The organism is Vibrio amylolyticus (genome assembly GCF_023145695.1).
Taxonomy (GTDB): Bacteria; Pseudomonadota; Gammaproteobacteria; order Enterobacterales; family Vibrionaceae; genus Vibrio; species Vibrio amylolyticus.
The window spans coordinates 70,912-94,403 of record NZ_JAJHVV010000010.1; the positions used below are offsets into that span (position 1 = coordinate 70,912).

23 protein-coding genes are annotated in these 23,492 nt (G+C 43.7%); 15 read left to right on the forward strand and 8 right to left on the reverse strand.

Annotation, left to right across the window (positions count from 1 at the left end; all coding sequences use genetic code 11):
• The first annotated feature begins 102 nt into the window (after window positions 1–102).
• Window positions 103–1,533, forward strand: coding sequence for a bifunctional D-glycero-beta-D-manno-heptose-7-phosphate kinase/D-glycero-beta-D-manno-heptose 1-phosphate adenylyltransferase HldE (hldE, locus tag KP803_RS16025; protein WP_248009866.1), 1,431 nt, complete (start codon window positions 103–105; stop codon window positions 1,531–1,533).
• A gap of 85 nt (window positions 1,534–1,618) precedes the next feature.
• Here hldE and tolC read toward each other — a convergent pair whose 3' ends face one another.
• Window positions 1,619–2,929 (reverse strand): outer membrane channel protein TolC, encoded by a 1,311-nt coding sequence (gene tolC / locus KP803_RS16030; RefSeq protein ID WP_248009867.1) that lies wholly within the window; start codon window positions 2,927–2,929, stop codon window positions 1,619–1,621.
• Between the two features lie 234 nt (window positions 2,930–3,163).
• Between tolC and nudF the strand changes: the two genes are divergently transcribed.
• The 6 genes from nudF (at window position 3,164) to parC (ending at window position 10,165) form a co-directional block, all read left to right on the forward strand.
• Window positions 3,164–3,793 (forward strand): ADP-ribose diphosphatase, encoded by a 630-nt coding sequence (gene nudF, locus KP803_RS16035; RefSeq protein WP_248009868.1) that lies wholly within the window; start codon window positions 3,164–3,166, stop codon window positions 3,791–3,793.
• A complete protein-coding gene (locus KP803_RS16040; RefSeq protein WP_248009869.1) occupies window positions 3,793–4,227 on the forward strand; it encodes a DUF1249 family protein in 435 nt (144 codons plus the stop codon). Before nudF ends, KP803_RS16040 begins: the two co-directional genes overlap by 1 nt.
• A 25-nt stretch (window positions 4,228–4,252) precedes the next feature.
• Window positions 4,253–5,074 carry a 3',5'-cyclic-AMP phosphodiesterase gene (gene cpdA, locus KP803_RS16045; RefSeq protein WP_248009870.1) on the forward strand — a complete coding sequence of 274 codons (822 nt, stop codon included), beginning with the start codon at window positions 4,253–4,255 and terminating at the stop codon, window positions 5,072–5,074.
• Window positions 5,075–5,076: 2 nt separating this feature from the next.
• Complete coding sequence (gene yqiA / locus KP803_RS16050) at window positions 5,077–5,667, forward strand: esterase YqiA (protein WP_248009871.1); 591 nt, start codon at window positions 5,077–5,079, stop codon at window positions 5,665–5,667.
• A gap of 346 nt (window positions 5,668–6,013) precedes the next feature.
• Complete coding sequence (gene parE / locus KP803_RS16055) at window positions 6,014–7,894, forward strand: DNA topoisomerase IV subunit B (protein WP_248009872.1); 1,881 nt, start codon at window positions 6,014–6,016, stop codon at window positions 7,892–7,894.
• A gap of 6 nt (window positions 7,895–7,900) precedes the next feature.
• The gene (gene parC, locus KP803_RS16060) at window positions 7,901–10,165 is read left to right on the forward strand and encodes a DNA topoisomerase IV subunit A (protein ID WP_248009873.1); all 2,265 of its coding nucleotides are present in this window, start codon (window positions 7,901–7,903) and stop codon (window positions 10,163–10,165) included.
• Between the two features lie 108 nt (window positions 10,166–10,273).
• Here parC and degS read toward each other — a convergent pair whose 3' ends face one another.
• The 3 genes from degS to zapG form a co-directional block, all read right to left on the reverse strand.
• Window positions 10,274–11,338 (reverse strand): outer membrane-stress sensor serine endopeptidase DegS, encoded by a 1,065-nt coding sequence (gene degS / locus KP803_RS16065; protein WP_248009874.1) that lies wholly within the window; start codon window positions 11,336–11,338, stop codon window positions 10,274–10,276.
• A 209-nt stretch (window positions 11,339–11,547) separates the two neighbouring features.
• Window positions 11,548–12,915, reverse strand: coding sequence for a DegQ family serine endoprotease (locus KP803_RS16070; protein ID WP_248009875.1), 1,368 nt, complete (start codon window positions 12,913–12,915; stop codon window positions 11,548–11,550).
• Window positions 12,916–13,045: 130 nt separating this feature from the next.
• Entirely contained in the window at window positions 13,046–13,492 is a 447-nt protein-coding gene (gene zapG / locus KP803_RS16075; protein ID WP_248009876.1) for a Z-ring associated protein ZapG, read from the reverse strand.
• A gap of 145 nt (window positions 13,493–13,637) precedes the next feature.
• Between zapG and zapE the strand changes: the two genes are divergently transcribed.
• From zapE to sspB, 8 genes are all read left to right on the forward strand, one after another.
• Entirely contained in the window at window positions 13,638–14,780 is a 1,143-nt protein-coding gene (gene zapE, locus KP803_RS16080; RefSeq protein WP_248009877.1) for a cell division protein ZapE, read from the forward strand.
• Window positions 14,781–15,027: 247 nt separating this feature from the next.
• Window positions 15,028–15,456, forward strand: coding sequence for a 50S ribosomal protein L13 (gene rplM / locus KP803_RS16085; RefSeq protein ID WP_010434689.1), 429 nt, complete (start codon window positions 15,028–15,030; stop codon window positions 15,454–15,456).
• Between the two features lie 13 nt (window positions 15,457–15,469).
• On the forward strand, window positions 15,470–15,862 hold the full coding sequence (rpsI, locus tag KP803_RS16090) for a 30S ribosomal protein S9 (RefSeq protein ID WP_248009878.1): 393 nt from the start codon (window positions 15,470–15,472) through the stop codon (window positions 15,860–15,862).
• Between the two features lie 332 nt (window positions 15,863–16,194).
• On the forward strand, window positions 16,195–16,788 hold the full coding sequence (petA, locus tag KP803_RS16095) for a ubiquinol-cytochrome c reductase iron-sulfur subunit (RefSeq protein WP_248009879.1): 594 nt from the start codon (window positions 16,195–16,197) through the stop codon (window positions 16,786–16,788).
• The gene (locus tag KP803_RS16100) at window positions 16,788–18,053 is read left to right on the forward strand and encodes a cytochrome b (protein WP_248009880.1); all 1,266 of its coding nucleotides are present in this window, start codon (window positions 16,788–16,790) and stop codon (window positions 18,051–18,053) included. The genes petA and KP803_RS16100 overlap by 1 nt, the downstream gene beginning before the upstream one ends.
• Entirely contained in the window at window positions 18,050–18,787 is a 738-nt protein-coding gene (locus tag KP803_RS16105; RefSeq protein WP_248009881.1) for a cytochrome c1, read from the forward strand. Before KP803_RS16100 ends, KP803_RS16105 begins: the two co-directional genes overlap by 4 nt.
• Before the next feature lie 92 nt (window positions 18,788–18,879).
• On the forward strand, window positions 18,880–19,515 hold the full coding sequence (gene sspA / locus KP803_RS16110; protein ID WP_248009882.1) for a stringent starvation protein SspA: 636 nt from the start codon (window positions 18,880–18,882) through the stop codon (window positions 19,513–19,515).
• 6 nt (window positions 19,516–19,521) lie between these two features.
• Entirely contained in the window at window positions 19,522–20,016 is a 495-nt protein-coding gene (sspB, locus tag KP803_RS16115) for a ClpXP protease specificity-enhancing factor (RefSeq protein WP_248009883.1), read from the forward strand.
• 97 nt (window positions 20,017–20,113) lie between these two features.
• Here the strand turns inward: sspB and KP803_RS16120 are convergent, their stop codons facing one another.
• From KP803_RS16120 to KP803_RS16135, 4 genes are read right to left on the reverse strand one after another with little or no spacing between them, the layout of a single operon-like run.
• Window positions 20,114–20,668, reverse strand: coding sequence for a BON domain-containing protein (locus KP803_RS16120; protein ID WP_248009884.1), 555 nt, complete (start codon window positions 20,666–20,668; stop codon window positions 20,114–20,116).
• A 2-nt stretch (window positions 20,669–20,670) separates the two neighbouring features.
• Window positions 20,671–21,261 carry a phosphoheptose isomerase gene (locus KP803_RS16125; protein ID WP_248009885.1) on the reverse strand — a complete coding sequence of 197 codons (591 nt, stop codon included), beginning with the start codon at window positions 21,259–21,261 and terminating at the stop codon, window positions 20,671–20,673.
• 3 nt (window positions 21,262–21,264) lie between these two features.
• On the reverse strand, window positions 21,265–21,633 hold the full coding sequence (locus KP803_RS16130; protein ID WP_248009886.1) for a YraN family protein: 369 nt from the start codon (window positions 21,631–21,633) through the stop codon (window positions 21,265–21,267).
• On the reverse strand, window positions 21,620–23,425 hold the full coding sequence (locus KP803_RS16135; protein ID WP_248009887.1) for a penicillin-binding protein activator: 1,806 nt from the start codon (window positions 23,423–23,425) through the stop codon (window positions 21,620–21,622). Before KP803_RS16135 ends, KP803_RS16130 begins: the two co-directional genes overlap by 14 nt.
• Window positions 23,426–23,492: the final 67 nt, after the last annotated feature.

The following is a 23,492-nucleotide window of genomic DNA, read 5'->3' on the forward strand; positions in this document are numbered from 1 at the left end:
CAGTGTCAATTAACTGATAGATAGAACAAATATGAGTCGAGAGTTTAGTGATAAAAAGCCTTGTGCTAAACTCGCCTCAGTTACGAATTTTGGAGATCCACAATGAAACCAATCCTACCTGATTACAACGATTCAGGCGTCCTTATCATCGGTGATGTAATGCTTGATCGTTATTGGTATGGGCCAACAGGGCGAATCTCACCAGAAGCGCCTGTTCCTGTGGTGAAAGTTGAAGATAATGAAGAGCGTCCGGGCGGCGCTGCTAACGTTGCCATGAATATCGCCTCTCTAGGCGGCCATGCACATATCATTGGTTTAACGGGTATTGATGAGCCTGCAAAGGTATTAACGGAAACACTTTCAGCTTTGAAAGTGCACTGTGATTTCGTTTCACTGCCAAACTACCCGACGATTACCAAACTGCGTGTTTTAAGTCGTGGTCAGCAGCTCATTCGACTCGATTTTGAAGACAAATTTGAAAATACCGATGCTGATTTGATCTTGTCTCGAATGGAGCAAGCATTACCGAAATCACGCTCAGTCATTCTTTCTGATTACGCTAAGGGTGCTTTAGAGCATGTGCAGCAGTTTATTCAAAAAGCACGTCAAGCCAATGTGCCTGTGTTCATTGACCCTAAAGGGGCTGATTTTGAGCGCTACCGTGGCGCCACATTGCTTACGCCAAATTTGTCAGAGTTTGAACAGGTTGTAGGGCCCGTTAAATCAGACGAAGAGTTGGTAGAAAAAGGGCTAGCTCTGATTGAGAAGTTCGATTTTGAAGCTCTGCTTGTCACGCGTAGCGAACACGGCATGACACTGCTTCGCCGCGATGAAGAACCATTCCACTTACCAACACAAGCGCAAGAAGTTTACGATGTGACCGGTGCAGGGGATACGGTAATTTCGGTATTGGCCGCTTCGGTTGCTGCCGGTAAGCCTTTAGATGAAGCGTGTGCACTAGCTAATGCTGCTGCAGGTGTGGTTGTCGGTAAGTTAGGTACATCGACACTCTCTACGATTGAATTAGCGGAAGCCATTCATGGCAGTCAAGACACTGACTTTGGTGTTATTACAGAGCCAGCATTAATTGAAGCGGTTAAGCAAGCAAGAGCGAAAGGCGAAACAGTCGTGATGACTAATGGCTGTTTTGACATCTTGCATGCAGGTCATGTCTCTTATCTTAACCACGCTGCTAAGTTAGGTGATCGCTTAATCGTTGCAGTGAATACGGATGACTCTGTTAAGCGTCTAAAAGGCCCTGGTCGTCCAGTCAATCCAACTGATCGTCGTATGGCCGTTTTAGCGGGCTTAGGTGCTGTTGATTGGGTCGTGCCATTCAGTGAAGATACGCCACAGCGTTTAATCTCTGAAGTACTGCCAAGCCTATTGGTTAAAGGTGGTGACTATAAGCCAGAAGATATTGCGGGTGGAAAAGAGGTGATTGCTGCTGGTGGAGAAGTCAAAGTGCTTAACTTTGAAGATGGTTGCTCAACGACTGAGATTATCGATGCTATCAAAGGTGGTCGAGGCTAACTCGTTTCTCACACAAATTTGAACAATAAAAAACCGCTTCATCGTGAAGCGGTTTTTTTATACGTATAACCTAGCAATACGACGGTTAGCTAGCAGGCTTAAGACCAGCATCAACATCGAGCACATCTTGCTCGCTTAGAGTACCTACCGCTTGACGCAGTTGTAGGACACTAATGATGTAGTTATAACGCGCATCTGATAGGTTGCGGTTAGCATCGTATAGACGACGAGTTGAATCTAGTACATCAACAATGGTACGTGTACCAACATCGAAACCCGCTTCTGTCGCTTCTAGTGCCGAACTTGCAGAAACTACCGTTTGCTCATAAGCACGCAGCGCACCAATAGAAGCTGTGATGTTGTTGTTAAATGCGCGAACATCTTTCACAACACTACGGTACGTCGCTTCTAAATCTTGGCTAGCCGCAACGTAAGCAAATTCAGCTTGCTTAGTTTGCGAGGTCACGTTACCACCGGTATATAGTGGAACAGAAAGGTTCACACCGATGTTAAAGTCATTATTTGTGTAGCTCTGAGAAGTTCCTTGAATATTTGAATCATTTCCGTAGTTGTAACCACCATCTAAAGTGATTGACGGAAGGTGACCAGAACTCGCTAGCGAGATATTGTCTCGTGCTACATCTTGAGAGATACGCGCAGTCAATAAGCTAAGGTTCTTCTCTTCTGCTTGCTCAACAAGAGTATTCACTGGAGAAGCGGTCTTTTGAGCGGCAAAACGGTCAGTATCTAGAATGTTTAGATTAGAGTGCTCGCGCCCCGTAATTTCACGCAGATTCTCATAGCTGTTCACTAGGCTGTTTTCAGCAAGAACTTCGTTTGCTAAAACGCCATCGTATTCTGCTTGAGCATCATGGACGTCAGTAATTGCAGAAAGACCCACTTCAAAACGTTGTTTTGTTTGTTCAAGTTGGCGGCCAACGGCTGCTTTTTCTGCGCGAACAAACTCAAGGTTGTCTTGAGCTCGCAGTACTTCAAAGTAAGCAGAAGATACGCGAAGGATCAAACCTTGCTGCGCTGCAGCGTAAGAAGAGTCAGCACGGCGAGCGCTTTTCTCTGCTGTATCTAACGTCACCCAACTAGAGCGATTGTAAAGCTCCTGAGAGAAGTTAATACCAGCGGTAAGCTTGTTACTTTCTCTTTGTTCTTGGTCACTACTGTTGACGTTATAACCAGCCGTTAGGTTGATTTGCGGAAGCAAGCTACTACGACTCGAAGTCACAGCTTCAAATGCGGCGTCACGTTGTGCTGCTGCACTTAATAGTTGCGGATCATTATCTTTTGCATGATTGTAGATATCAGCAAAAGAATCGGCTAATGCAGAGGTACTCAGGCCGCCTAGTGCAGCTGTGATGAATACGGGAAGCAGTTTTTTCATTATTCCTATTCCTGCCTAAAATATAAAGAGGGTAATCAGGTCGAAGTCTACCCTAAAGTGGTGGTAATTTACCCGAAATTTTGCATATTTTTACATATTGCTGACAGGTATCTGAATATTTATAGTCTATTGCTTAAATAAATCTATAAAACTTGTATAAATATTTTAAAACTATCCTTGGTTCTTAGGGTCAACTCTAGGTAAAATACAAAATACACAGTAAGAGGTGCTCGGATGCAACACTCAAACAGGTCATTGATCAACTTTACTAAAGAAGATGTGAAAATTATCTCAAAGAAGAGCCTATTTAGCGGTTTCTTTAAGATGATTAAATATCAGTTTAGCCATCGACTCTTTGATGGAGGGTGGAGTGAGCCTATTGAGCGAGAAATGTTTGAACGAGGACATGCCGTTGCTGTGTTGCCTTATGATCCTATTTTGGATCAAGTGGTCATCATTGAGCAGATTCGTGTTGGTGCATTGGAGCATGAGTCACCTTGGCAGTTAGAGATTGTGGCAGGAATTATTGACCGCGATGAAACCGCTGAAGATGTCGCTCGCCGAGAGATGGTCGAAGAAGCTGGGATTGAGGTTAATCATCTAGAAAAGATTACCTCATTTTACCCATCCTCTGGTGGCTGCTCTGAAAAGTTGGATGTCTATATAGGCGAAGTCGACGCCTCAAAAGCTTTTGGTACTCATGGGCTTGATTATGAGGGCGAAGATATTCGTGTACATGTCATGTCAAGAGAAGAAGCGTATCAAAGGGTCAAGTCAGGTCAATTTGAGAACGGTGCTTCTATCATTGCACTACAATGGCTGGAACTGAATTACTCAGAAATTGTCTCTAAGTGGTGCACGTGATGGAGAACAAAATCTATCACGTTGATTTAGCTGAGTTGATGCGTGTCTATGAGACTAACTACGCAAAACTGAACGCACTGTTACCTTTGCAGGCAAAAGTAGGCGATATTCGCTGCTATAAAGCTGCTGCCATGACATACCAATTGCAAGTGTGCGAGGTCACAAAGTACACAACTTTAGTGGAGGTTTGTCAGAGTGATGACGTTCCAATATTTCCATTACCTAAAATGTCTGTCAGGCTGTATCACGATGCTCGTGTGGCAGAAGTGTTTTCTAGCGAACATTTTGGGCGTGTAAAACCTCGATATGATTACCCAAATGCTAGAATGATGCAAAAAGATGAAAAAGCACAAATAAACCGTTTCTTAGGGGATTGGCTGACATTTTGTCTCAAGCATGGGATTAGCCAAGCTCCAATAAATATTCGTCATTAGTTATGTAAATGTTCAGGTTTTGATTTTGAAATTGTCGTCAAGCACAGCTAGGTCTACACCGATCAAGCTGTTACAAATCACAGATACTCACCTGTTTGCTCCTGCAAACGGAAGTCTTCTTAGTGTCACGACACTGGATAGCTTTCGTGCGGTCGTCGCTAAAGTTGAGCAGTCTGCTGTGAAATTTGAAGCTATCTTGGCCACTGGAGATATCTCTCAAGACCATAGTGTTGAATCATATCAACGCTTTGCAAACGGTATTGCTCCATTAAAGAAGCCTTGTTACTGGTTGCCTGGTAACCATGATTTTAAACCCAATATGGGTTCAGTTTTCCCTTCGTCACAAATAGAACATTTAGAGCACCTTCTTGTCGGTGAGCACTGGCAAATTATTATGCTTGATTCTCAAGTTGTGGGCATGCCTCATGGGCGATTAAGTGATCGTCAATTGAGCCTGCTTGATCAGCACTTAAGTGACAACCTGAACCGCCATACCTTGGTGTTACTTCACCACCATCCTGTATTGGTTGGTAGCGCATGGCTTGATCAACATACGCTTAAAGATTCCGATCTGCTATGGCAAGTTATTAATAAGCATGACAATGTTAAAGCTATGCTGTGTGGGCATGTCCATCAAGATATGGATCGAGAGGTCAACGGTGTGCGTGTTATTGCAACGCCATCAACTTGTATTCAGTTCAAGCCCAATTCGGATGATTTTGCTCTAGACAGGTGCTCCCCAGGCTGGAGAGAACTTGATCTTTATCCTGACGGGCAGTTGGTGACAAAGGTTGAGCGCTTAGCTGATGATAGCTTTTTGCCTGACTTTACCGCTGGTGGCTATTAATAGTGGCTCAATCAAAAAAACCACTACTTTTGTATATTCATGGGTTTAACAGCTCTCCCCAATCACATAAAGCCAATGTGATGAAGGAGTACTGCCTCTTTGAACGCCCAGATATTAAACTTGTAACCCCACAGCTTCCTTGTTTTCCACAAGAGGCTGCTGATTGCCTTTTAGAGCTGATTGATAAGTATCACGTAGATTATCAAGTTGGCCTTGTTGGCAGCTCTCTAGGTGGATACCTATCAACTTGGCTTAATGCTAAATTCGGTTTTAAATCGGTGTTAGTCAATCCAGCAGTTAAGCCTTATGAATTATTGGTCGATTATTTAGGTGAGCAGGTTAATCCCTACACGCAGCAGCAATACGTTTTAGAGCCCGTTCATATAGAGCAATTAAAGGCGCTTGATGTCGAGTCGATTCGTCAACCACAAGACTTCTGGTTATTACAACAAACCGAAGATGAAGTGCTTGATTATCGTCAAGCTGTCGAAAGGTTTAGCTTGTCTAAACAGACGGTCGAACAAGGTGGCGATCATAGTTTTATCAATTTTGAACGATACCCTGCTGAAATTGTAAAGTTCCTCGAGCTATAAGTGATTTCAACAGTATAGACTGCGCTGTCGTATATTATGTGTTGGAAGATTTTCGTGCCCAAGCCCAATGTGAGTAATTTTACTTTTTCCTTCGCTCACTGAGGGAGGAGTCATAATTTTACCTGTTACTTACCTATCTCTCTTGACATAAGAGAGCCACTTCCAGACTATGTTCTACCTATACTTTTGTTGTTGAGAATGCTGATAGTTTCAGCAGATTTGTCACTTTTAGTACAATTGCCACACTCTAGCCTCTATTTAAGCTTGATTCGCGAGAAGTGTTAACAGTCTCTCTATACCAACAGCAATATAATGACTTAATTATCTACTAAGTATATTCCGTATTATGACTGAACAATATAATGCTGGGGCCATTGAGGTTCTCAATGGTTTAGAACCAGTACGCCGCCGACCAGGTATGTATACGGACACAGCGAGACCTAACCACTTAGGTCAAGAAGTCATCGATAACAGTGTCGATGAAGCGCTAGCCGGACATGCCTCAAAGGTGCAAGTAATCCTCCATGCTGATCAATCGTTAGAAGTGATTGATGACGGCCGTGGTATGCCTGTTGATATTCACCCAGAAGAGAAAATCTCAGGGGTTGAGCTTATTTTCTGTAAGCTGCACGCAGGTGGTAAGTTCTCGAATAAAAACTACCAGTTCTCAGGTGGTTTGCATGGTGTGGGTATTTCTGTTGTAAACGCACTCTCAAAGCGCGTTCAAGTCACTGTGCGTCGCGATGGCCAAGTCTACGAAATGGCGTTTGAGCATGGTAATAAAGTAGAAGAGCTAACCATAACGGGCACATGTGGCCGTCGTAATAAAGGGACCAGCGTTCACTTCTGGCCTGATGTTAGCTATTTCGATTCAGGTAACTTCTCTGTTACTCGTTTGATTAATAACTTACGCGCTAAAGCCGTTTTATGCCCAGGGCTTGAAATTACCTTTAGTGATAAGGTTAACGGGAACGAGCACAAGTGGTTCTACGAAGATGGCCTAAAAGATTACTTAGCTGAAGGCGTCAAGGGTTATACCGTTATTCCTGAAGTTCCTTTTACTGGTGAATTCTCGGCCGAAACGGAAGCTGCTAACTGGGCCATTATTTGGCAGCCAGAAGGTGGTGATATGATCACCGAAAGCTACGTTAACTTAATTCCGACCGCACAAGGTGGTACACACGTTAATGGTCTCCGCCAAGGTTTGCTTGACGCGATGCGGGAGTTTTGTGAATTCCGAAATTTGCTACCACGTGGTGTGAAATTGACCGGTGATGATGTGTTTGAGCGCTGTTCATACGTATTGTCGGTTAAAATTCAAGACCCTCAGTTTGCCGGTCAAACCAAAGAACGACTCTCTTCTCGTCAAACCGCGGCGTTTGTCTCTGGTGTTGTAAAAGACTCCTTTAGCCTGTGGCTGAATGAAAAGCCGCAACTTGCAGAGCAGCTTGCTGAAGTTTGTATCGCTAACGCGCATCGCCGTATGCGTGCAAGTAAAAAAGTTGTTCGTAAGAAAGTGGCGTCGGGCCCTGCCTTACCGGGCAAGCTGACAGATTGTTCTGCACAAGACTTAAGCCGCACTGAAATCTTCTTTGTCGAAGGGGACTCTGCGGGAGGTTCAGCTAAGCAAGCGCGTGATCGTGAATTCCAAGCGGTAATGCCACTTCGCGGCAAAATCCTCAATACATGGGAAGTCTCTGCTGATCAGGTTTTAGCGTCACAAGAAGTCCATGATATCTCTGTTGCTCTGGGTATTGATCCTGATAGTGATAATCTAGAGAGCTTACGTTACGGAAAAATCTGTATTCTTGCCGATGCTGACTCGGATGGTCTCCATATCGCGACACTCCTATGTGCGTTATTTACTCGCCACTTCCGAGCGTTAGTTGAAGCGGGACATATCTACGTAGCCATGCCGCCACTTTTCCGTATCGATTGCGGTAAAGAGGTTTTTTACGCCCTTGATGAAGATGAGAAAGAAGGTGTACTAGAGCGGTTGAGTAAGAAAAAAGCCAAAATCAACGTGCAGCGATTCAAAGGTCTAGGTGAAATGAACCCACTTCAGTTACGTGAAACTACAATGGACCCAAATACTCGCCGCTTGGTTCAGCTGACTATCGATGATAGCGAAGCGACGATGGAGATGATGGATATGTTGCTAGGCAAGAAGCGTGCTGATGATCGTCGCGCATGGCTCCAATCTAACGGCGATATGGCAGAGGTTTAATTTATAATGTCGACTGAAATTACTTATGATGGCGTTGAACAATTGCCTATGCGCAAGTTCACCGAAGACGCTTATCTGAATTACTCAATGTACGTCATCATGGACCGAGCATTGCCCTATATTGGCGATGGTTTAAAACCAGTTCAAAGACGTATTATTTACGCAATGTCAGAGCTTGGTCTATCTGCGGCATCAAAATATAAGAAGTCAGCACGTACCGTTGGTGATGTACTCGGTAAGTATCACCCGCACGGTGACTCAGCGTGTTATGAAGCGATGGTATTGATGGCTCAGCCATTCTCTTACCGTTATCCGCTTGTTGATGGCCAAGGAAACTGGGGGGCACCCGATGACCCTAAATCCTTTGCTGCGATGCGTTATACCGAAGCGAAACTTTCTAAGTTTGCAGAAGTTCTTCTTGGCGAATTAGGCCAAGGGACGGTTGAGTGGCAGGCTAACTTTGATGGCACGATGAAAGAGCCACAAATGTTGCCAGCACGTCTACCTCATATTCTGCTTAACGGTATTACGGGTATTGCTGTTGGTATGGCAACGGACATTCCACCACATAACGTACGTGAAGTGGCTGATGCAACGATTCATCTATTGGATAACCCTAAAGCAGAACTGAGTGATGTGATGGGCTTTGTTCAGGGTCCTGATTATCCGACAGAAGCAGAGATAATTTCGCCTAAAGGCGATATTGAGAAAATCTACCGCACCGGTCGTGGCAGTATCAAAATGCGTGCGGTATGGCATAAAGAAGGTAATGACATTGTTATCACTGCTCTGCCACATCAAGTCTCAGGCGCTAAACTGTTAGAACAGATAGCGGCTCAAATGCGTGCGAAAAAGCTGCCAATGGTTGACGATTTACGTGATGAGTCGGATCATGAAAATCCAACTCGTATCGTAATCGTACCGCGCTCGAATCGCATCGATTGTGATCAGCTGATGAATCACCTATTTGCGTCAACCGATCTTGAGAAAAACTTCCGAGTTAACCTCAATATGATTGGCTTAGATGATAAACCACAAGTGAAAGGGTTGGTTCAAATTCTTTCTGAGTGGATAGAGTATCGTCGTGCAACGGTTCGTCGTCGTTTGCAGCACCGCTTAGACAAAGTTCTTGCTCGCCTACATATCTTGGAAGGCTTGTTAGTTGCGTACCTGAATATAGATGAAGTTATTGAGATCATTCGTACTGAAGACGAACCACGTCCAGTATTAATGAGCCGCTTCAACATTACTGAAACGCAAGCAGATGCAATCTTAGACATCAAACTACGAAACTTAGCGAAGTTAGAAGAGTTTAAGATTCGTGGAGAGCAAGATGAACTAGCAAAAGAGCGTGATAAGCTTGAAAAATTGCTGGGTTCTGAACGTCGACTAAGCACATTAATTAAGAAAGAGATCCAGGCTGATGCCGAGAAATATGGCGATGATCGTCGCTCTCCTTTAATTGAACGTGCAGAAGCAAAAGCACTGACAGAGCGAGATCTTGTTCCTAGTGAGCCAATTACGGTTGTCTTGTCTGAAAAAGGTTGGATACGTCATGCGAAAGGGCATGAGGTTGATGCAGAAACACTGAATTATAAGTCTGGTGATAACTACTTAGCACATGCTCGCGGAAAGAGTAATCAGCAAGCCGTCTTCTTTGGTAGTGATGGACGTAGCTACTCGTTAGAGTCTCACTCTTTACCATCTGCACGTAGCCAAGGTGAGCCGATAACAGGGCGATTGAACATCAGTGTTGGTAGTTCTATGCGTCAGGTGATTATGGGTGAAGATGAACAACTGTGGTTAGTAGGCTCAGATGCCGGTTATGGATTTGTTTGTAAAGGCAGTGATTTACTGTCTAAGAACAAGAGTGGAAAAGCACTGGTTAATTTGCCTCAAAACTCAGAAGTAATGCCACCTCACACTGTTGGCGATCTCGACTCCGATGAAATTCTAGCAATCACCAACCAAGGTCGTATGTTGCTGTTTCCTATTAAAGATCTACCTCAACTGGGTAAAGGTAAGGGGAATAAGATCATTAATATCCCGGCAGCCAAGGCAAAAGAGCGCGAAGAGTATGTGTCGCACCTTATGGCTCTACCTCAAGGGGCTTCATTAACCATCTACGCAGGTAAGCGTAAGTTAGGTCTCAAACCCGCTGATTTAGATAATTTCCGTGGAGAGCGAGGACGTCGAGGTAGCTTATTACCAAGAGGTTTACAACGCGTGACGCGAATTGAGCTTGAAGCTGCGAATACTGTGGAAAGTTAATATCCTAGATATTAATGAATAAAAGCCCCTAACTAGTCATCATTAGTTAGGGGCTTTTTCTATTCGAACTATATTGATTGTTGTGTAGAGTGAATTAATGCTCTTGGGCTATTCACGCTTATCTTCTGCAATTTTAACAGAGAGCGTTTGCTCTTCGCCTTTCCTTAGTATTAGCACATCGACCTCGACGCCAGGGCGTAGATCAGTGACTAAATCCATCACGCTTTGGCGACCATTAATCTTTTGCCCATCAATCGTAAGAATAATGTCTTGTGCCTGAAATCCAGCTTTAGCTCCAGGCCCATTAGGATCAACCCCGAGTACCACAATACCACCTAGATGCTCATCACCAAGTAATCGTGACGTGACTGAGTTTATATCTTGTCCATCAATGCCAATATAGCCACGGATAACACGGCCATCAGCAATGATCTTATTCATTATTTTGTCAGCGAGGGCATAAGGGATGGCAAATGAGATGCCGTAAGTTTCCATATCGGTGGCTTGTTGAAAAGAAGCGGTATTGATACCGACGAGCTCTCCTTGACTATTGACCAATGCACCACCTGAATTTCCTTGATTGATTGCCGCATCGGTTTGTATAAAGGCTTGGCGACCGTCAGCACTAATTGATGAGCGCCCCGTTGCAGAAATGATACCAAAAGTGGTTGTTTGACCGAGGTTATACGGGTTGCCGATTGCGAGGACAACATCGCCAACTTTTGCTGAATAGTCTGGGTTTAAAGGAATGATAGGTAAGTTAGTGCCTTCAATTTGCAAGATAGCAATGTCAGTACGGCGATCCTGGCCAACAAGTTGCGCTGCGGCGACGCGCCCATCTTGAAGGGCGACGATAATTTGATCGGCCAGGGCGACAACATGGTAGTTAGTAACGATGTAGCCCTTTTCACTGACAATTACACCGGACCCTAGCCCTTGAGTCGAGAGCTTGGTTCTGTTGTCTTCGGTGTATTTGCGACTATAGATATTCACTACCGCTGGTGCTGCTTTTCTTACCGCATCGTTAAATGATAGCTGTACGCTAGAGAGATCGTCCGTCGTTGAAGGTATTACTTGAGGTAATAGGTTAGGGCGCAAAGATGGGACAGCAAGTAATAAGATAAGCGCAGTCGCCAAACCTAAAATAACCGAGCGTAATAAAAAATTCAGCATACCTTCCTCAGTAACAGAGTAAAAATCCTTGAGATAATCGGTGAGCGCCGATTCTTTTTATATCGTGTGCTGTCGAAGCATAGCATTAGATTGATAAATAACAAAAAGGCGTCACCAAATGGTAACGCCTTAAGCGACTTTAAATGTAGATATTATGGATCTAGACGTTGCCTCTAGCTCACTTTACGATGCAGTTCACAATGTGAGTATTAGCGAATAACAAGGTAAATCGTACGATCTCCACGCTGAATATTGAGTGCTAGCACACCTGGTTGCTGCTCAATGATCTTTCTAAAGTCAGCTAAGTTCTTAACTCGTTTTCTATTTACGCCAATAATAATGTCGTTGGGTTGGAGTTGATAGGTGGCAGCAGACGAACCTTCGTCGATATTGGATACCTTCACGCCTTCCACCTGGTCACTGTCAGTGGTGTTTGTTAGTTCTGCACCTGATAGCCCAGGGTGCAGTTTATCTGCTGATGTTTTACTTGTTGTCTGCTCACCAAGCGTGACGCTAAATGAGAGTGTTTTTCTATCTCGAATGACCCCTAAGTCGATCTCTTTTCCCGCACCTAAAGTTGCGACCTTCGCTCGCAGTTCACTAAAGGTATCGATTTTTTTACCGTTAATGGACGTGATGATATCACCGGCCAACAATCCGGCGTCATCGGCAGCACTGTTAGGGACCACTTGGCTGACAAAGGCACCTCTACTCGATTCATAGCCGAGTGCCTCTGCAAGCTCAGAAGTGATCTCACCACCTTGAACACCTAGCATGCCACGTTTTACTTCGCCAAAATTGATGATCTGTTCGGTGAGGTTTTTCATCATGTTGGCGGGAATGGCAAAACCGATACCGACGTTGCCCCCATTAGGGCCAAGGATGGCGGTATTGATACCGATTAGCTCCCCATTGAGGTTGACTAACGCACCACCAGAGTTGCCGCTATTAATCGCAGCATCCGTTTGAATGAAGTTCTCAAAATTCTCTAAATTTAATCCACTTCTACCTAGCGCAGAGACAATACCAGATGTAACCGTTTGGCCTAAGCCAAAGGGGTTACCTATAGCCACAGTAAAGTCGCCAACACGCAGTTTGTCCGAATCAGCGAGGTTAATCTGAGTTAAATTTTTTGCCTTTTCTAGTTTGAGTAGTGCAATGTCAGACATTTGATCTCCACCGACTAGTTCTGCGTCATACTCACGCCCATCGGTGAGTTTTACGCGTATTTTGTCTGCACCGTTGATGACGTGATAGTTGGTGACAATATGTCCTTCTTCGGCATCAATGATGACCCCAGATCCAAGGCCTCTAAACGGGCGTTCTTGAACTTGATCGGTTGGGAAGTCAGGGCCAAAGAAAAAGCGAAAATTATCGGGGAGCTGTTGACGAGAAACCTGAGTGCCTTCAACAGCAATACTAACCACGGCTGGGGTAATGGTTTCGAGCATTGGGGCTAAGCTTGGCAGTGGCTGGTCATTAATCGATATTGGTAAAGCGGCAGTTGCGTATAATGGGGTGATGATTGAACTTAAGCTAAGGGTGAGAGTTGTTAAAACGAGCAAAGGTTTTTTCATCTGATAACTCCAGTTAGATAAAGCCCCTTATTTCAACATCTTCTATCGTGTTGAAATTTCGGCGGGCACTAGTCAGAGTTATGACTCAAAAACCTTTATTTAGTTCCAATTCAGATTTGAATTAGTTCATTTAGGACGCTTTAGCTGTGACCACTTCTCCGGAGTTAATGATCTCTTTTTCTTTATCGGTGAAGAGTCCAGTTGCTCCTTTTGCGTAATCCTTGGGTGCTTGCTCTGGCGTAGTCACCGTATCTGGCGCTTGCTCTTCAGCTTGTAGCGTAATCTGTCTTGTAAAAGGATTATCTTGTTCAGGCTGATTAGGTAAAAGCTCTGACGAGGTTTTAGCCATGTGTTGATAAAGTTTTGTGTAATCCTTTCCTAGTGTGTCTAGCATTTCAGCACTCTGTGCAAAATAGTCGGTCAGTTCTTGTTTCTGTTGTTCCAGAGCGAATTTTGCTGCGTCTAAATCTTTTTGCACAGTTTTTTGTTTTTTATATTCGGGAGTCGTGAAGCGACCAAAAATAACTCCTAATACGGCACCAATTAATAAACCTACAACGGCGTAAATCCAAGGCATAATAGCTCCTTATTGAGTGAGAATTTAACATGCTAGTTACCTGTTGCTTACACATGTCTAAGGGGCATGTTACTATGAGCTGAACGCTCGATAAAGAGCAATAAGATTATTTTTACAGTGTTATGTTGTGGTGAGCGGTTTTTCTATGACCCCAAAAGAAAAGTACGAAAAAGACATAAAAGAGCATGGTTTTCAAAGGGATGAAGCTCAATTTCAAGCAGTAGAAGCGCTTGATGGCCTTTACCACCAAATCATCAATTACCTTAACGCCCCAAAAGTTTCGCTCTCTCGCTGGCAAAAGTTACTAGGCCCAAAAGTTTCGCTCTCTCGCTGGCAAAAGTTACTAGGTAAGAAAGAAGAGGGGCAGACCGTACCTGATGGCTTATATTTCTGGGGGGGAGTCGGAAGAGGTAAAACCTATCTAATGGACTCTTTCTTTGACGCATTACCAAGTGAACGAAAGATGCGAGTTCACTTCCATCGCTTTATGTATCGAGTACATGATGAGCTTAAAGCTCTTGGAGAAGTTAGTGATCCCTTGGTAATTGTTGCTGATAAGTTCAAGCAAGAAACAGATATTATCTGTTTTGATGAGTTTTTTGTCTCTGACATTACCGATGCAATGATTCTAGGCACACTTTTCCAAGCGCTGTTTGAGCGAGAAGTGATGTTAGTGGCGACGTCTAATATTCCCCCGAAAGAGCTGTATCGAAATGGTTTACAGCGGGCTCGCTTTATTCCTGCTATTCAATTAATCGAGAAACACTGTCGTGTTATGAACGTCGATAGTGGTATTGATTATCGACTAAGAACGCTCAAACAAGCTGAGATCTACCATTACCCACTTGATGAGGTGGCAAATCAGAACTTATATCGTTACTACGCGCAATTGGTCGGTGAAGATAAACCGGTTCAAACCAGTATTGAAATTAATCATCGGACTCTTAATGTTATTGAAGCGAGTGATGGGGTTCTGCATGCAACATTTGAACAATTGTGTAAAAGTGCGCGTAGTCAAAATGATTACATTGAACTCTCCAAAATCTATCATAGTGTCTTGCTTGCCGATGTTGAGTTGATGGGCGCAACACTAGACGATGCAGCAAGGCGATTTATTGCGTTAGTTGATGAGTTCTACGAAAGAAATGTCAAATTGATTATTTCTGCGGAAGTGGCATTAGAGCAATTATATGAAGGGGAGTTTCTCGCCTTTGAATTTAAGCGTTGTCAGTCAAGACTGATTGAAATGCAAAGTCATGATTATTTAGCCAAAGAACATCTAGGCTAACGAGATATCCGATAGATAGTCAGGACTCAAAAAATAATTGTGATTTTGTTCAAAAAGAGGTGATTTTTTCTTCGCTCTTCTCTATAATCCTGCGACCTACCGTTACTGCGGGCCTCTAACGTTGAGTCAAATCTCGTTAAGCCAAGAGTTTTCCAACACTCGAAGGGGTGATGAATGGTAACTCTTAGACAGTGGGAATACGTAAGTATTCCTTAAGTGTAATTTTTTTAAATAGGTAATTATTAGCATGAAAACTTTCGTTGCTAAACCAGAAACTGTAAAACGCGACTGGTATGTTGTAGACGCTGAAGGCAAAACTCTTGGCCGTCTAGCAAGTGAAATCGCTTCTCGCCTACGCGGCAAGCACAAAGCAGAATATACTCCTCACGTAGACACTGGTGATTACATCATCGTTGTTAACGCTGAGAAAGTTGCTGTAACTGGTAACAAAGCTAAGGGTAAGGTTTACTACCGTCACTCTGAGTTCCCTGGTGGTCTAAAAACTATCACTTTTGAAAAGCTAATTGCTAAGAAACCAGAAATGGTTCTTGAACTAGCAGTTAAAGGTATGCTTCCACGTGGTCCACTAGGCCGCGCGATGTACCGTAAGCTTAAAGTATACGCTGGTACTGAGCACAACCATGTTGCTCAACAGCCACAAGTACTAGACATCTAAGGGGATTAAGACAATGGCAGAGAATCAATACTACGGCACTGGTCGTCGCAAAAGCTCAGCAGCTCGTGTTTTCATCAAACCAGGCTCTGGTGAGATCGTAATCAACAAGCGTAGCCTTGATGTTTACTTCGGTCGTGAAACTTCTCGTATGGTTGTTAAGCAACCTCTTGAGCTAGTTGAACTAACTGAGAAATTAGACCTATACATCACTGTTAAAGGTGGTGGTATTTCTGGTCAAGCAGGTGCTATCCGTCACGGTATCACTCGCGCGCTAATGGAATACGATGAGTCTCTACGTCCTGCGCTACGTGCAGCTGGTTACGTTACTCGTGACGCTCGTTGCGTTGAACGTAAGAAAGTTGGTCTACGTAAAGCACGTCGTAAACCTCAATTCTCTAAGCGTTAATTTTTCTTTTACAGAAAAGTTCACGCTCCAGTTTCAGTACTGGAATTGTGGTTCAAAGCTCGGCTATATGCCGAGCTTTTTGTTTTTTTAACATCCCAAAACTCTTTCTAATTCTCCCTCTCCAGACCTTTCCCTTTTAATTCAGCCTCTTTTGTGACCTAGCATGGGCTTTCCCCTTTGATTGTTACAAAAAGGTAGCTTTATCTTGTCAAAAACTAGGGTTTTATTTATCATTTGCAATCAAATAAATATAACTAAAATTTTAATTTGTTAGCCATGCTCTGTAAGCGGAATAACAACTATCCAAAGGGAGCAAATGGGAGAATGTTTGGATGAGCAACGCGCCTTTAAATAACGGTCGTAGACGTTTCTTAACTGCCACAACTGCGGTTGTCGGTGGCTTAGGAGCAGCAGCGGTCGCCGTTCCTTTTATTAAATCTTGGAACCCAAGTGAAAAAGCAAAAGCTGCTGGTGCCCCAGTAGAAGTTGATATCGGTAAACTCGAAGAAGGGCAAATGGTTCGTGTTGAGTGGCGTGGTAAGCCTGTATGGGTTGTCCGTCGTGCTCAATCGGTTGTAGATGGCCTTAAGGCTCTTGATGGTCAATTACGCGATCCTAGCTCTGGTGAAGAGCAACAACCAGCTTATGCTCAGAATGCTTATCGCTCAATCAAGCCAGAGTACTTTGTTGCTGTCGGTATTTGTACTCACTTAGGTTGTTCGCCAACTTATCTACCTGATACCTTTGCTGAGCAAGTTCAGGGTGTTAAGTCTGGTTTCTTCTGTCCTTGTCACGGTTCTAAGTTTGATATGGCTGGACGTGTATTCCAGGGAGTACCAGCGCCACTTAACTTAGTTGTACCAGCACATATGTATTTGAGTGAAACGAAAATTATGATCGGTGTTGATGACACAGGGGAGGCATAATGCAAGCGTTACTTGATTGGGTAGAAAAACGTCTACCAGTGATGGATTCTTATAAAAAGCATCTATCAGAATATCCAATGCCAAAGTCGTTCAACTTTTGGTACCTATTCGGTTCACTAGCGATGTTAGTGCTGGTAAACCAAATTCTCACTGGAATCTGGCTGACAATGAACTATGTGCCGTCTGGTGAAGGTGCGTTTGCTTCTGTTGAATACATCATGCGCGATGTGGAATACGGTTGGTTACTGCGTTATATGCACTCAACTGGCGCGTCAGCGTTCTTTGTGGTTATTTACCTGCATATGTTCCGTGGTCTTATCTATGGTTCTTACCAAAAGCCTCGTGAGTTGTTATGGTTATTTGGCATGTTGATCTTCTTGGTATTAATGGCTGAAGCTTTCATGGGGTACTTACTTCCATGGGGACAAATGTCGTACTGGGGTGCTCAAGTAATCATATCGCTCTTTGGTGCCATTCCTGTTATTGGTGATGATCTAACACTATGGATTCGTGGTGATTACGTTATCTCTGGTGCAACATTGAACCGATTCTTTGCTCTTCACGTTATCGCACTGCCTATCGTTTTACTTCTTCTCATCGTGCTGCACGTTCTAGCACTGCATGAAGTTGGCTCAAATAACCCAGATGGTATTGAAACTAAGCTACCTAAAGGTTCTATGGGTGATGACTATAAGACACAGTTTAAATTCCATGACAATTACTCTAAGAAGTACGACATCATTGATTCGATTCCATTCCACCCATATGGAACGGTAAAAGATCTCGTAGGTGTGGCTGGTTTCTTATTCCTATTCTGTTACGTGCTGTTCTTTAATCCAGAAATGGGTGGTTACTTCCTTGAGCCACCTAACTTTGAAGCCGCTAACCCGCTGAAAACGCCGGAGCACATTGCACCAGTATGGTACTTCACACCGTTCTACGCGATTCTTCGTGCTGTTCCTGATAAGTTGCTAGGTGTTGTAGCGATGGGCGCTTCTATTGTCGTGCTATTCCTTCTGCCTTGGTTTGATCGTTGTAAGGTTCGTTCATACCGTTACCGTAGCAAGCTTCACCTGATTAATATTATTCAATTCACGATCAGCTTCATTGCACTAGGTGTATTGGGTGCGCTACCAGCGACACCAACGTACACGCTAATGGCTCAAATCTTTAGCTTAGGTTATTTCATGTTCTTCGTACTACTGTGGTTCTACAGCAAGAATGAGGCGACGAAACCATTACCAACTAGGGTGAAATTCAAATGAAGAAGTGGATTGTAATTTTATTTGTGATGTTACCTGCGTTAGCGATGGCTGCGGGTCCAAAGGTTCCTTTAGATAAAGCCAACAACGATATGTCTGATCAGGCATCTCTGCAAAATGGCGCAAAGATCTTCATGAACTACTGTTTTGCGTGTCATGCAACTCAGTATCAACGTTATGAACGTGTAGCCAGAGATATTGGTATTCCTCTCGATCTAATGAAGGAAAACCTTATCTTTAACCCTGAGGCGAAAGTCGGCGACTTAATGCTAAGTGCTATCCCTCAAGAGTCGGCAGCGAAATGGTTTGGTGCTCCACCACCAGATTTAACATTGGTTGCTCGTGTTCGTGGTACTGATTGGCTCTATACTTACTTACGGTCATTTTACGCAGATCCGGCTCGTCCATTTGGCGTAAATAACATTGTTTTCCCAAGTGTTGGTATGCCGCATGTACTCGAAGAGCTACAAGGTATTCCTCAGCCAGTTTATGAAACTAAAATGGTTGATGGAAAAGAGAAGCAGGTTGTCGTCGGTATCGAAACAGATGGTTCTGGTGAGTTAAATACTGAAGAGTACGACGCAGCCGTTCGCGATTTAGTGAACTTCCTACAATACTCAGGTGATCCGGTTAAACTGGAGCGTGAAGCTTTAGGTTGGTGGGTTATGGCATTCTTGGTAATCTTATCTATAGTATTTGTATTGCTTAAGAAAGAGTATTGGCGTGATGTGCACTAATTATGCTATAATGGCACGCTAATTTTTTATTTTGTATATGGAGGCTTAGCCTCCATTATTTTTTTGTATCTGTAAGTATGCTGGAGGGCTCCATGGCTGTAGCTGCCAATAAACGTTCTGTGATGACATTGTTTTCAAGTGCATCTGATATGTATAGCCATCAGGTTCGTATTGTCCTGGCTGAGAAAGGCGTAAGTGTTGAGATTGAATTAGTTGATGAAGCTAATCTTCCTAATGAGCTTATCGAACTTAACCCGTACAAATCTGTACCAACGCTAATCGATCGTGAGCTTGCACTATACGATTCAAAAATCATTATGGAATACCTCGATGAGCGTTTTCCACACCCACCATTGATGCCTGTTTACCCTGTTGCTCGTGGTAATAGCCGTCTAATGATCTACCGTATTGAACGTAACTGGTACTCGCTAGCTGAAAAAGTAGTCAAAGGTAATGCAGAAGAAGCTGAAAATGCTCGTAATAAGCTGCGTAACGACTTGCTAACTCTAGCACCAGTTTTTGCAGAGTATGAGTACTTCATGAGCGAAGAGTTCAGCTTGATTGATTGCTACCTAGCACCGCTACTATGGCGTTTGCCTCAACTTGGTATCGACCTCGTTGGCCCAGGCTCAAAAGAGCTTAAGATCTACATGAGCCGTGTATTCGAACGCGATTCGTTCTTAGCTTCTCTAACAGAAGCTGAGCGTGAGATGCGTTTAAGCCGATAGTTATTGATGGATATTGAAAATATGACGCCAAGACGCCCATACATGCTTCGTGCATTTTATGAGTGGCTGGTAGATAACGATTTAACCCCGCATTTGGTTGTTGATGCAACCATGGCGGGTGTTCGAGTTCCTCAAGAGTTTATTCAAGATGGTCAGATTATTTTGAATATAGCGCCAAGAGCGGTTGGGAACTTGGAACTAGGAAATGAAGCGATTACGTTTAGTGCTCGATTCAGTGGCCGTCCTCATTCTGTTATTGCTCCTCTTTATGCAGTTCAAGCAATCTATGCAAGAGAGAACGGTGCAGGCACAATGTTTGACCCAGAAGAAGCGTACTTGGATTCCGAGACGCGAGCGGAAGAGTCAATAGATGAGTCTCCTGTAAGTGGTCTATCTTCTGTTTCTGAAGAGGTTGTCTCTGAAGATACATTAGAAGAGAAAACGCCTTCAGAAGAGCCACCGAAACCGAAAGGTCGTCCTAGTTTACGTGTCGTTAAATAACACGCAAAGAATCAAAAAAGCAGCCATTGGCTGCTTTTTTATTATCTCGTTTTTGGTTGGCGTCTCTGAATACTCAAGTCACCTAAGCGCTGAAGAATTAATTACCTATTTGGAAGGCGCGTATCACTTGCTTCACACCCGACACATTTCGAGCGACTTCCGTTGCTATATCGGCATGATACTCAGAGACGTAACCTAATAAAAAGACTTCTTTATCTTCCGTAATCACTTTTACATTGACGCCCTTAAGGTCAGAGTTGGTCAACAGCGCAGATTTTACTTTGGTTGTTATCCAACTATCGCTACTCATAGAAGTCACAGATAGGGGCTCACGGATGCGGACCTGATTATGGACTTTATTCACCCCCTTAATACTGTTCGCTTGCTCTAGAAAAGTATTAAGTTCGTGATCGGTCTTTGACTGCCCCATGAGTACAACAATGCCATTATAAGAGCTAGCCGTTACACGTACTTGGCCCCGAAATGGCGCTTTGTTTCCAAGCCCTGCAACTTCAAATTCGATATTACTGTCACTCCACCTCTCCTTAGTGCTTCGTGTGTCCGTTGCCGTAGTTTCTGGGTCGGAAAAACTAGCGCAGCCAGATAGAATGGCGAAAGTCAGAATGAGTACTAGGTTACGGAATGTTTTCATCGTTATTCTTCGTGTGCAGGAAAAAGTACTTGATCGATAAGATCGCATAAACAGTGTAGCGTCACCATATGAACTTCATGAATACGCGGTGTTCTGTGAGAGGGGATACGGATTTCAACATCATGCTCTCCCAATAGACCCGCCATTTCGCCACCATCTTTACCGGTTAGGGCGATGATCGTCATGTCACGTGTTACTGCTGCTTCCATTGCTTTAATGATGTTCTTACTATTACCACTGGTCGATATTGCCAATAAAATATCACCGGCTTGACCAAATGCTCGTACCTGCTTTGAGAATATTTCTTGGTAGTGATAGTCATTGGCAACGGCAGTCATGGTTGTATTATCTGCAGTCAATGCCATTGCGGGCAGGCTTGGACGCTCGGTCTCAAAACGATTAAGAAGACAAGAGACAAATTGCTGAGCGTTGGATGAGGAACCACCGTTACCACAGCAGAGAATTTTATTACCATTAAGCAGGCTTGCTACCATTGCTTGAGCCGCGTGAGTAATCGCATCCGGAAGCGCTTCAGCAGCAGCGATTTGAATTTGAATACTTTCAGTGAAGCTATCTTTAATGCTATCTAGCATCGATTATCCTTGAGTAATTGCATTTTTTATCCATTCGATCTGCGCGCCTTTCTCGTGGATCGCAATAACATCGAAACGGAGATCGGTCTGCTCAACAGATTGGCCTCTTTTTAACAACCAGTAGTGGGCAGTTTTTAGCAGCTTGGAAACTTTACTTGGAGAAATAGTCTCCGCAGCGTGACCGAAGTGCTTGCTCTCGCGGTATCTAACCTCAACAAAGACGACACAACTGCCATCTAGCATAATGAGGTCGATTTCTCCGCAGCGAGCTGTAAAGTTTCTCTCAATCAGAGTAAGACCGCAACCTTCTAAGTGTTTTTTAGCGACGGTCTCATAGTGTTGGCCGATATCTCGACGGCTAAAGAGCCCCATACTCTGACCAACTGATCTCTCTTTGCACGATACAATTCTCGTCAATACGTAGCAGTCCGGTTTGACCTTGATAGCTGTGCTCAGGAAGAAGCTTCATTTGTGGAAGTTGATCCATCATATGATAGGCGTCGATGCCTAGCGCTTGTAATCTTCGTTCAGAATTAGAATCTCTAGGCCAAAGCTGCTCCATCTGTGCAGTTAAACTACTGTCATTTTGCAGCAGTAGAGGGATATCACTGTATGTGATGCCTGTCAGGTCTTCGTACTGTTTATTGCCACTGTTACTACGAGAGTTAGAAAACAGCTGTGGTGGCTTTGTATCAGGGTTTATCGCGACTTCGATAAATGGCTTAATCAATGTTAACTCAGAGCCTTTTGCTACAATATAGACCGCATCAATATCACGACGGCTACGAGGTTGGCTTTCTAAAGGAATACCCATTAAGGCTTCTATTTGAGCGATATGCTGCTGGCTTTGTTGCAGTCCAAAAACAGAGTTAATATTGCGCTGAAGCTGTCGTTTATCGCCAAATAAGCTGACAGACACTTTATTATCGCTCAGTGTCTCCCACTCCGAAGAGAAGGCTTCACTGACTCGTTCGCCCAGTCTGCCTTGCGGAGCAAGAACAAGTGGGTATTGGTAACCTTGCTTATGAAGGTAGTGTGCCGCTTGAGCCACTTCTTGCTCTGGTGATAACGCTAGGTAACAGGTGCCCGTACCAACCTCTAGTTGTTCTGGGATATTTAGCGCCAATGTAGGGATATGGTATTCGAAGGTGTCTTGAATTTCTTCAAGTTCCTCGACATTATCTTTTGTCAAAGGGCCAACTATAAAGTCGATATTTTTTTCAATAAGGATAGATTCAAGTTCTTCCTTTGACGTTTTATTGGTGTCGATAATGGTGAGTGTTGCATCTTCTTCACGCTCTTCATCATTCATCATTGCCATAATAAAGCCATCTCGAATCAGCTGTGCTTGTTTGGCAAAACGTCCTGATAAAGGAAGCAGAATCGCGGTACTGTTAGGCTTGGAAATCTCTAAGTCCAAAATATCTTGAATGGCTTGTGGGGTATAAAGACTGGCAGGGTGATAAGGGTTTTCTTCCAACCAATTGCTCAGGCTGCTTTTTAACATAGGAATATCACCCGAGAGTGTTTTCATATACACACTAAGCTGTACCCAGCCGTCAATAGTACTTTCATCGGCCGCAGAGCTTAACAGGTCGACCTGGTTCGATGGATAACGCCCTAAGTTATCCCAGATAAGATTGGCAGTTTCACGTTGCTGCATCTCATCTTGATAGGCGCTCAAGTGCACGAGCTCTTTACTGGATTCAAAGAAACGCGACTGATTAGCATATAAGTCGGCTCGTAACTGGTAATAATCAATCCACTGTTGGTCTGGTAAAGACCACTGAGCTTGGAAGTTAAGCTGATTTAGTGCTTGCTGATACTCACCCTGGCTATTTAAAAGTTCAGCCCGAGATAATTGCCACTCTGATTGTTGCAGTGCACTTAGTTTTTGTTTGACGATTCTTTTTGATAAGCGATTAGCAAGGTCAACATCATTACTTTCTATTGCCGCCTTAAAGGCCATGATTAACCAGTCATTCTGAATCGACCCTTGGGCACTATCGGCCTGCATTAAGTAGTTTTGCGCGGATTGCACTGGATCGAGCAAGATATCAACATAAGTAGGTGCTGAAGGTTTAGACGAACACGCACTCAAAACGACTGCAAGTGCTACAGGGGTGAGTAAGCGTGGTACACTGATTCTCTTATGGTTCTTCATAGCCATGTATTCTTATACTTGTATGTGTAAAATTATCTCTATATTAATCGTTGAAGTGATGGTAAAC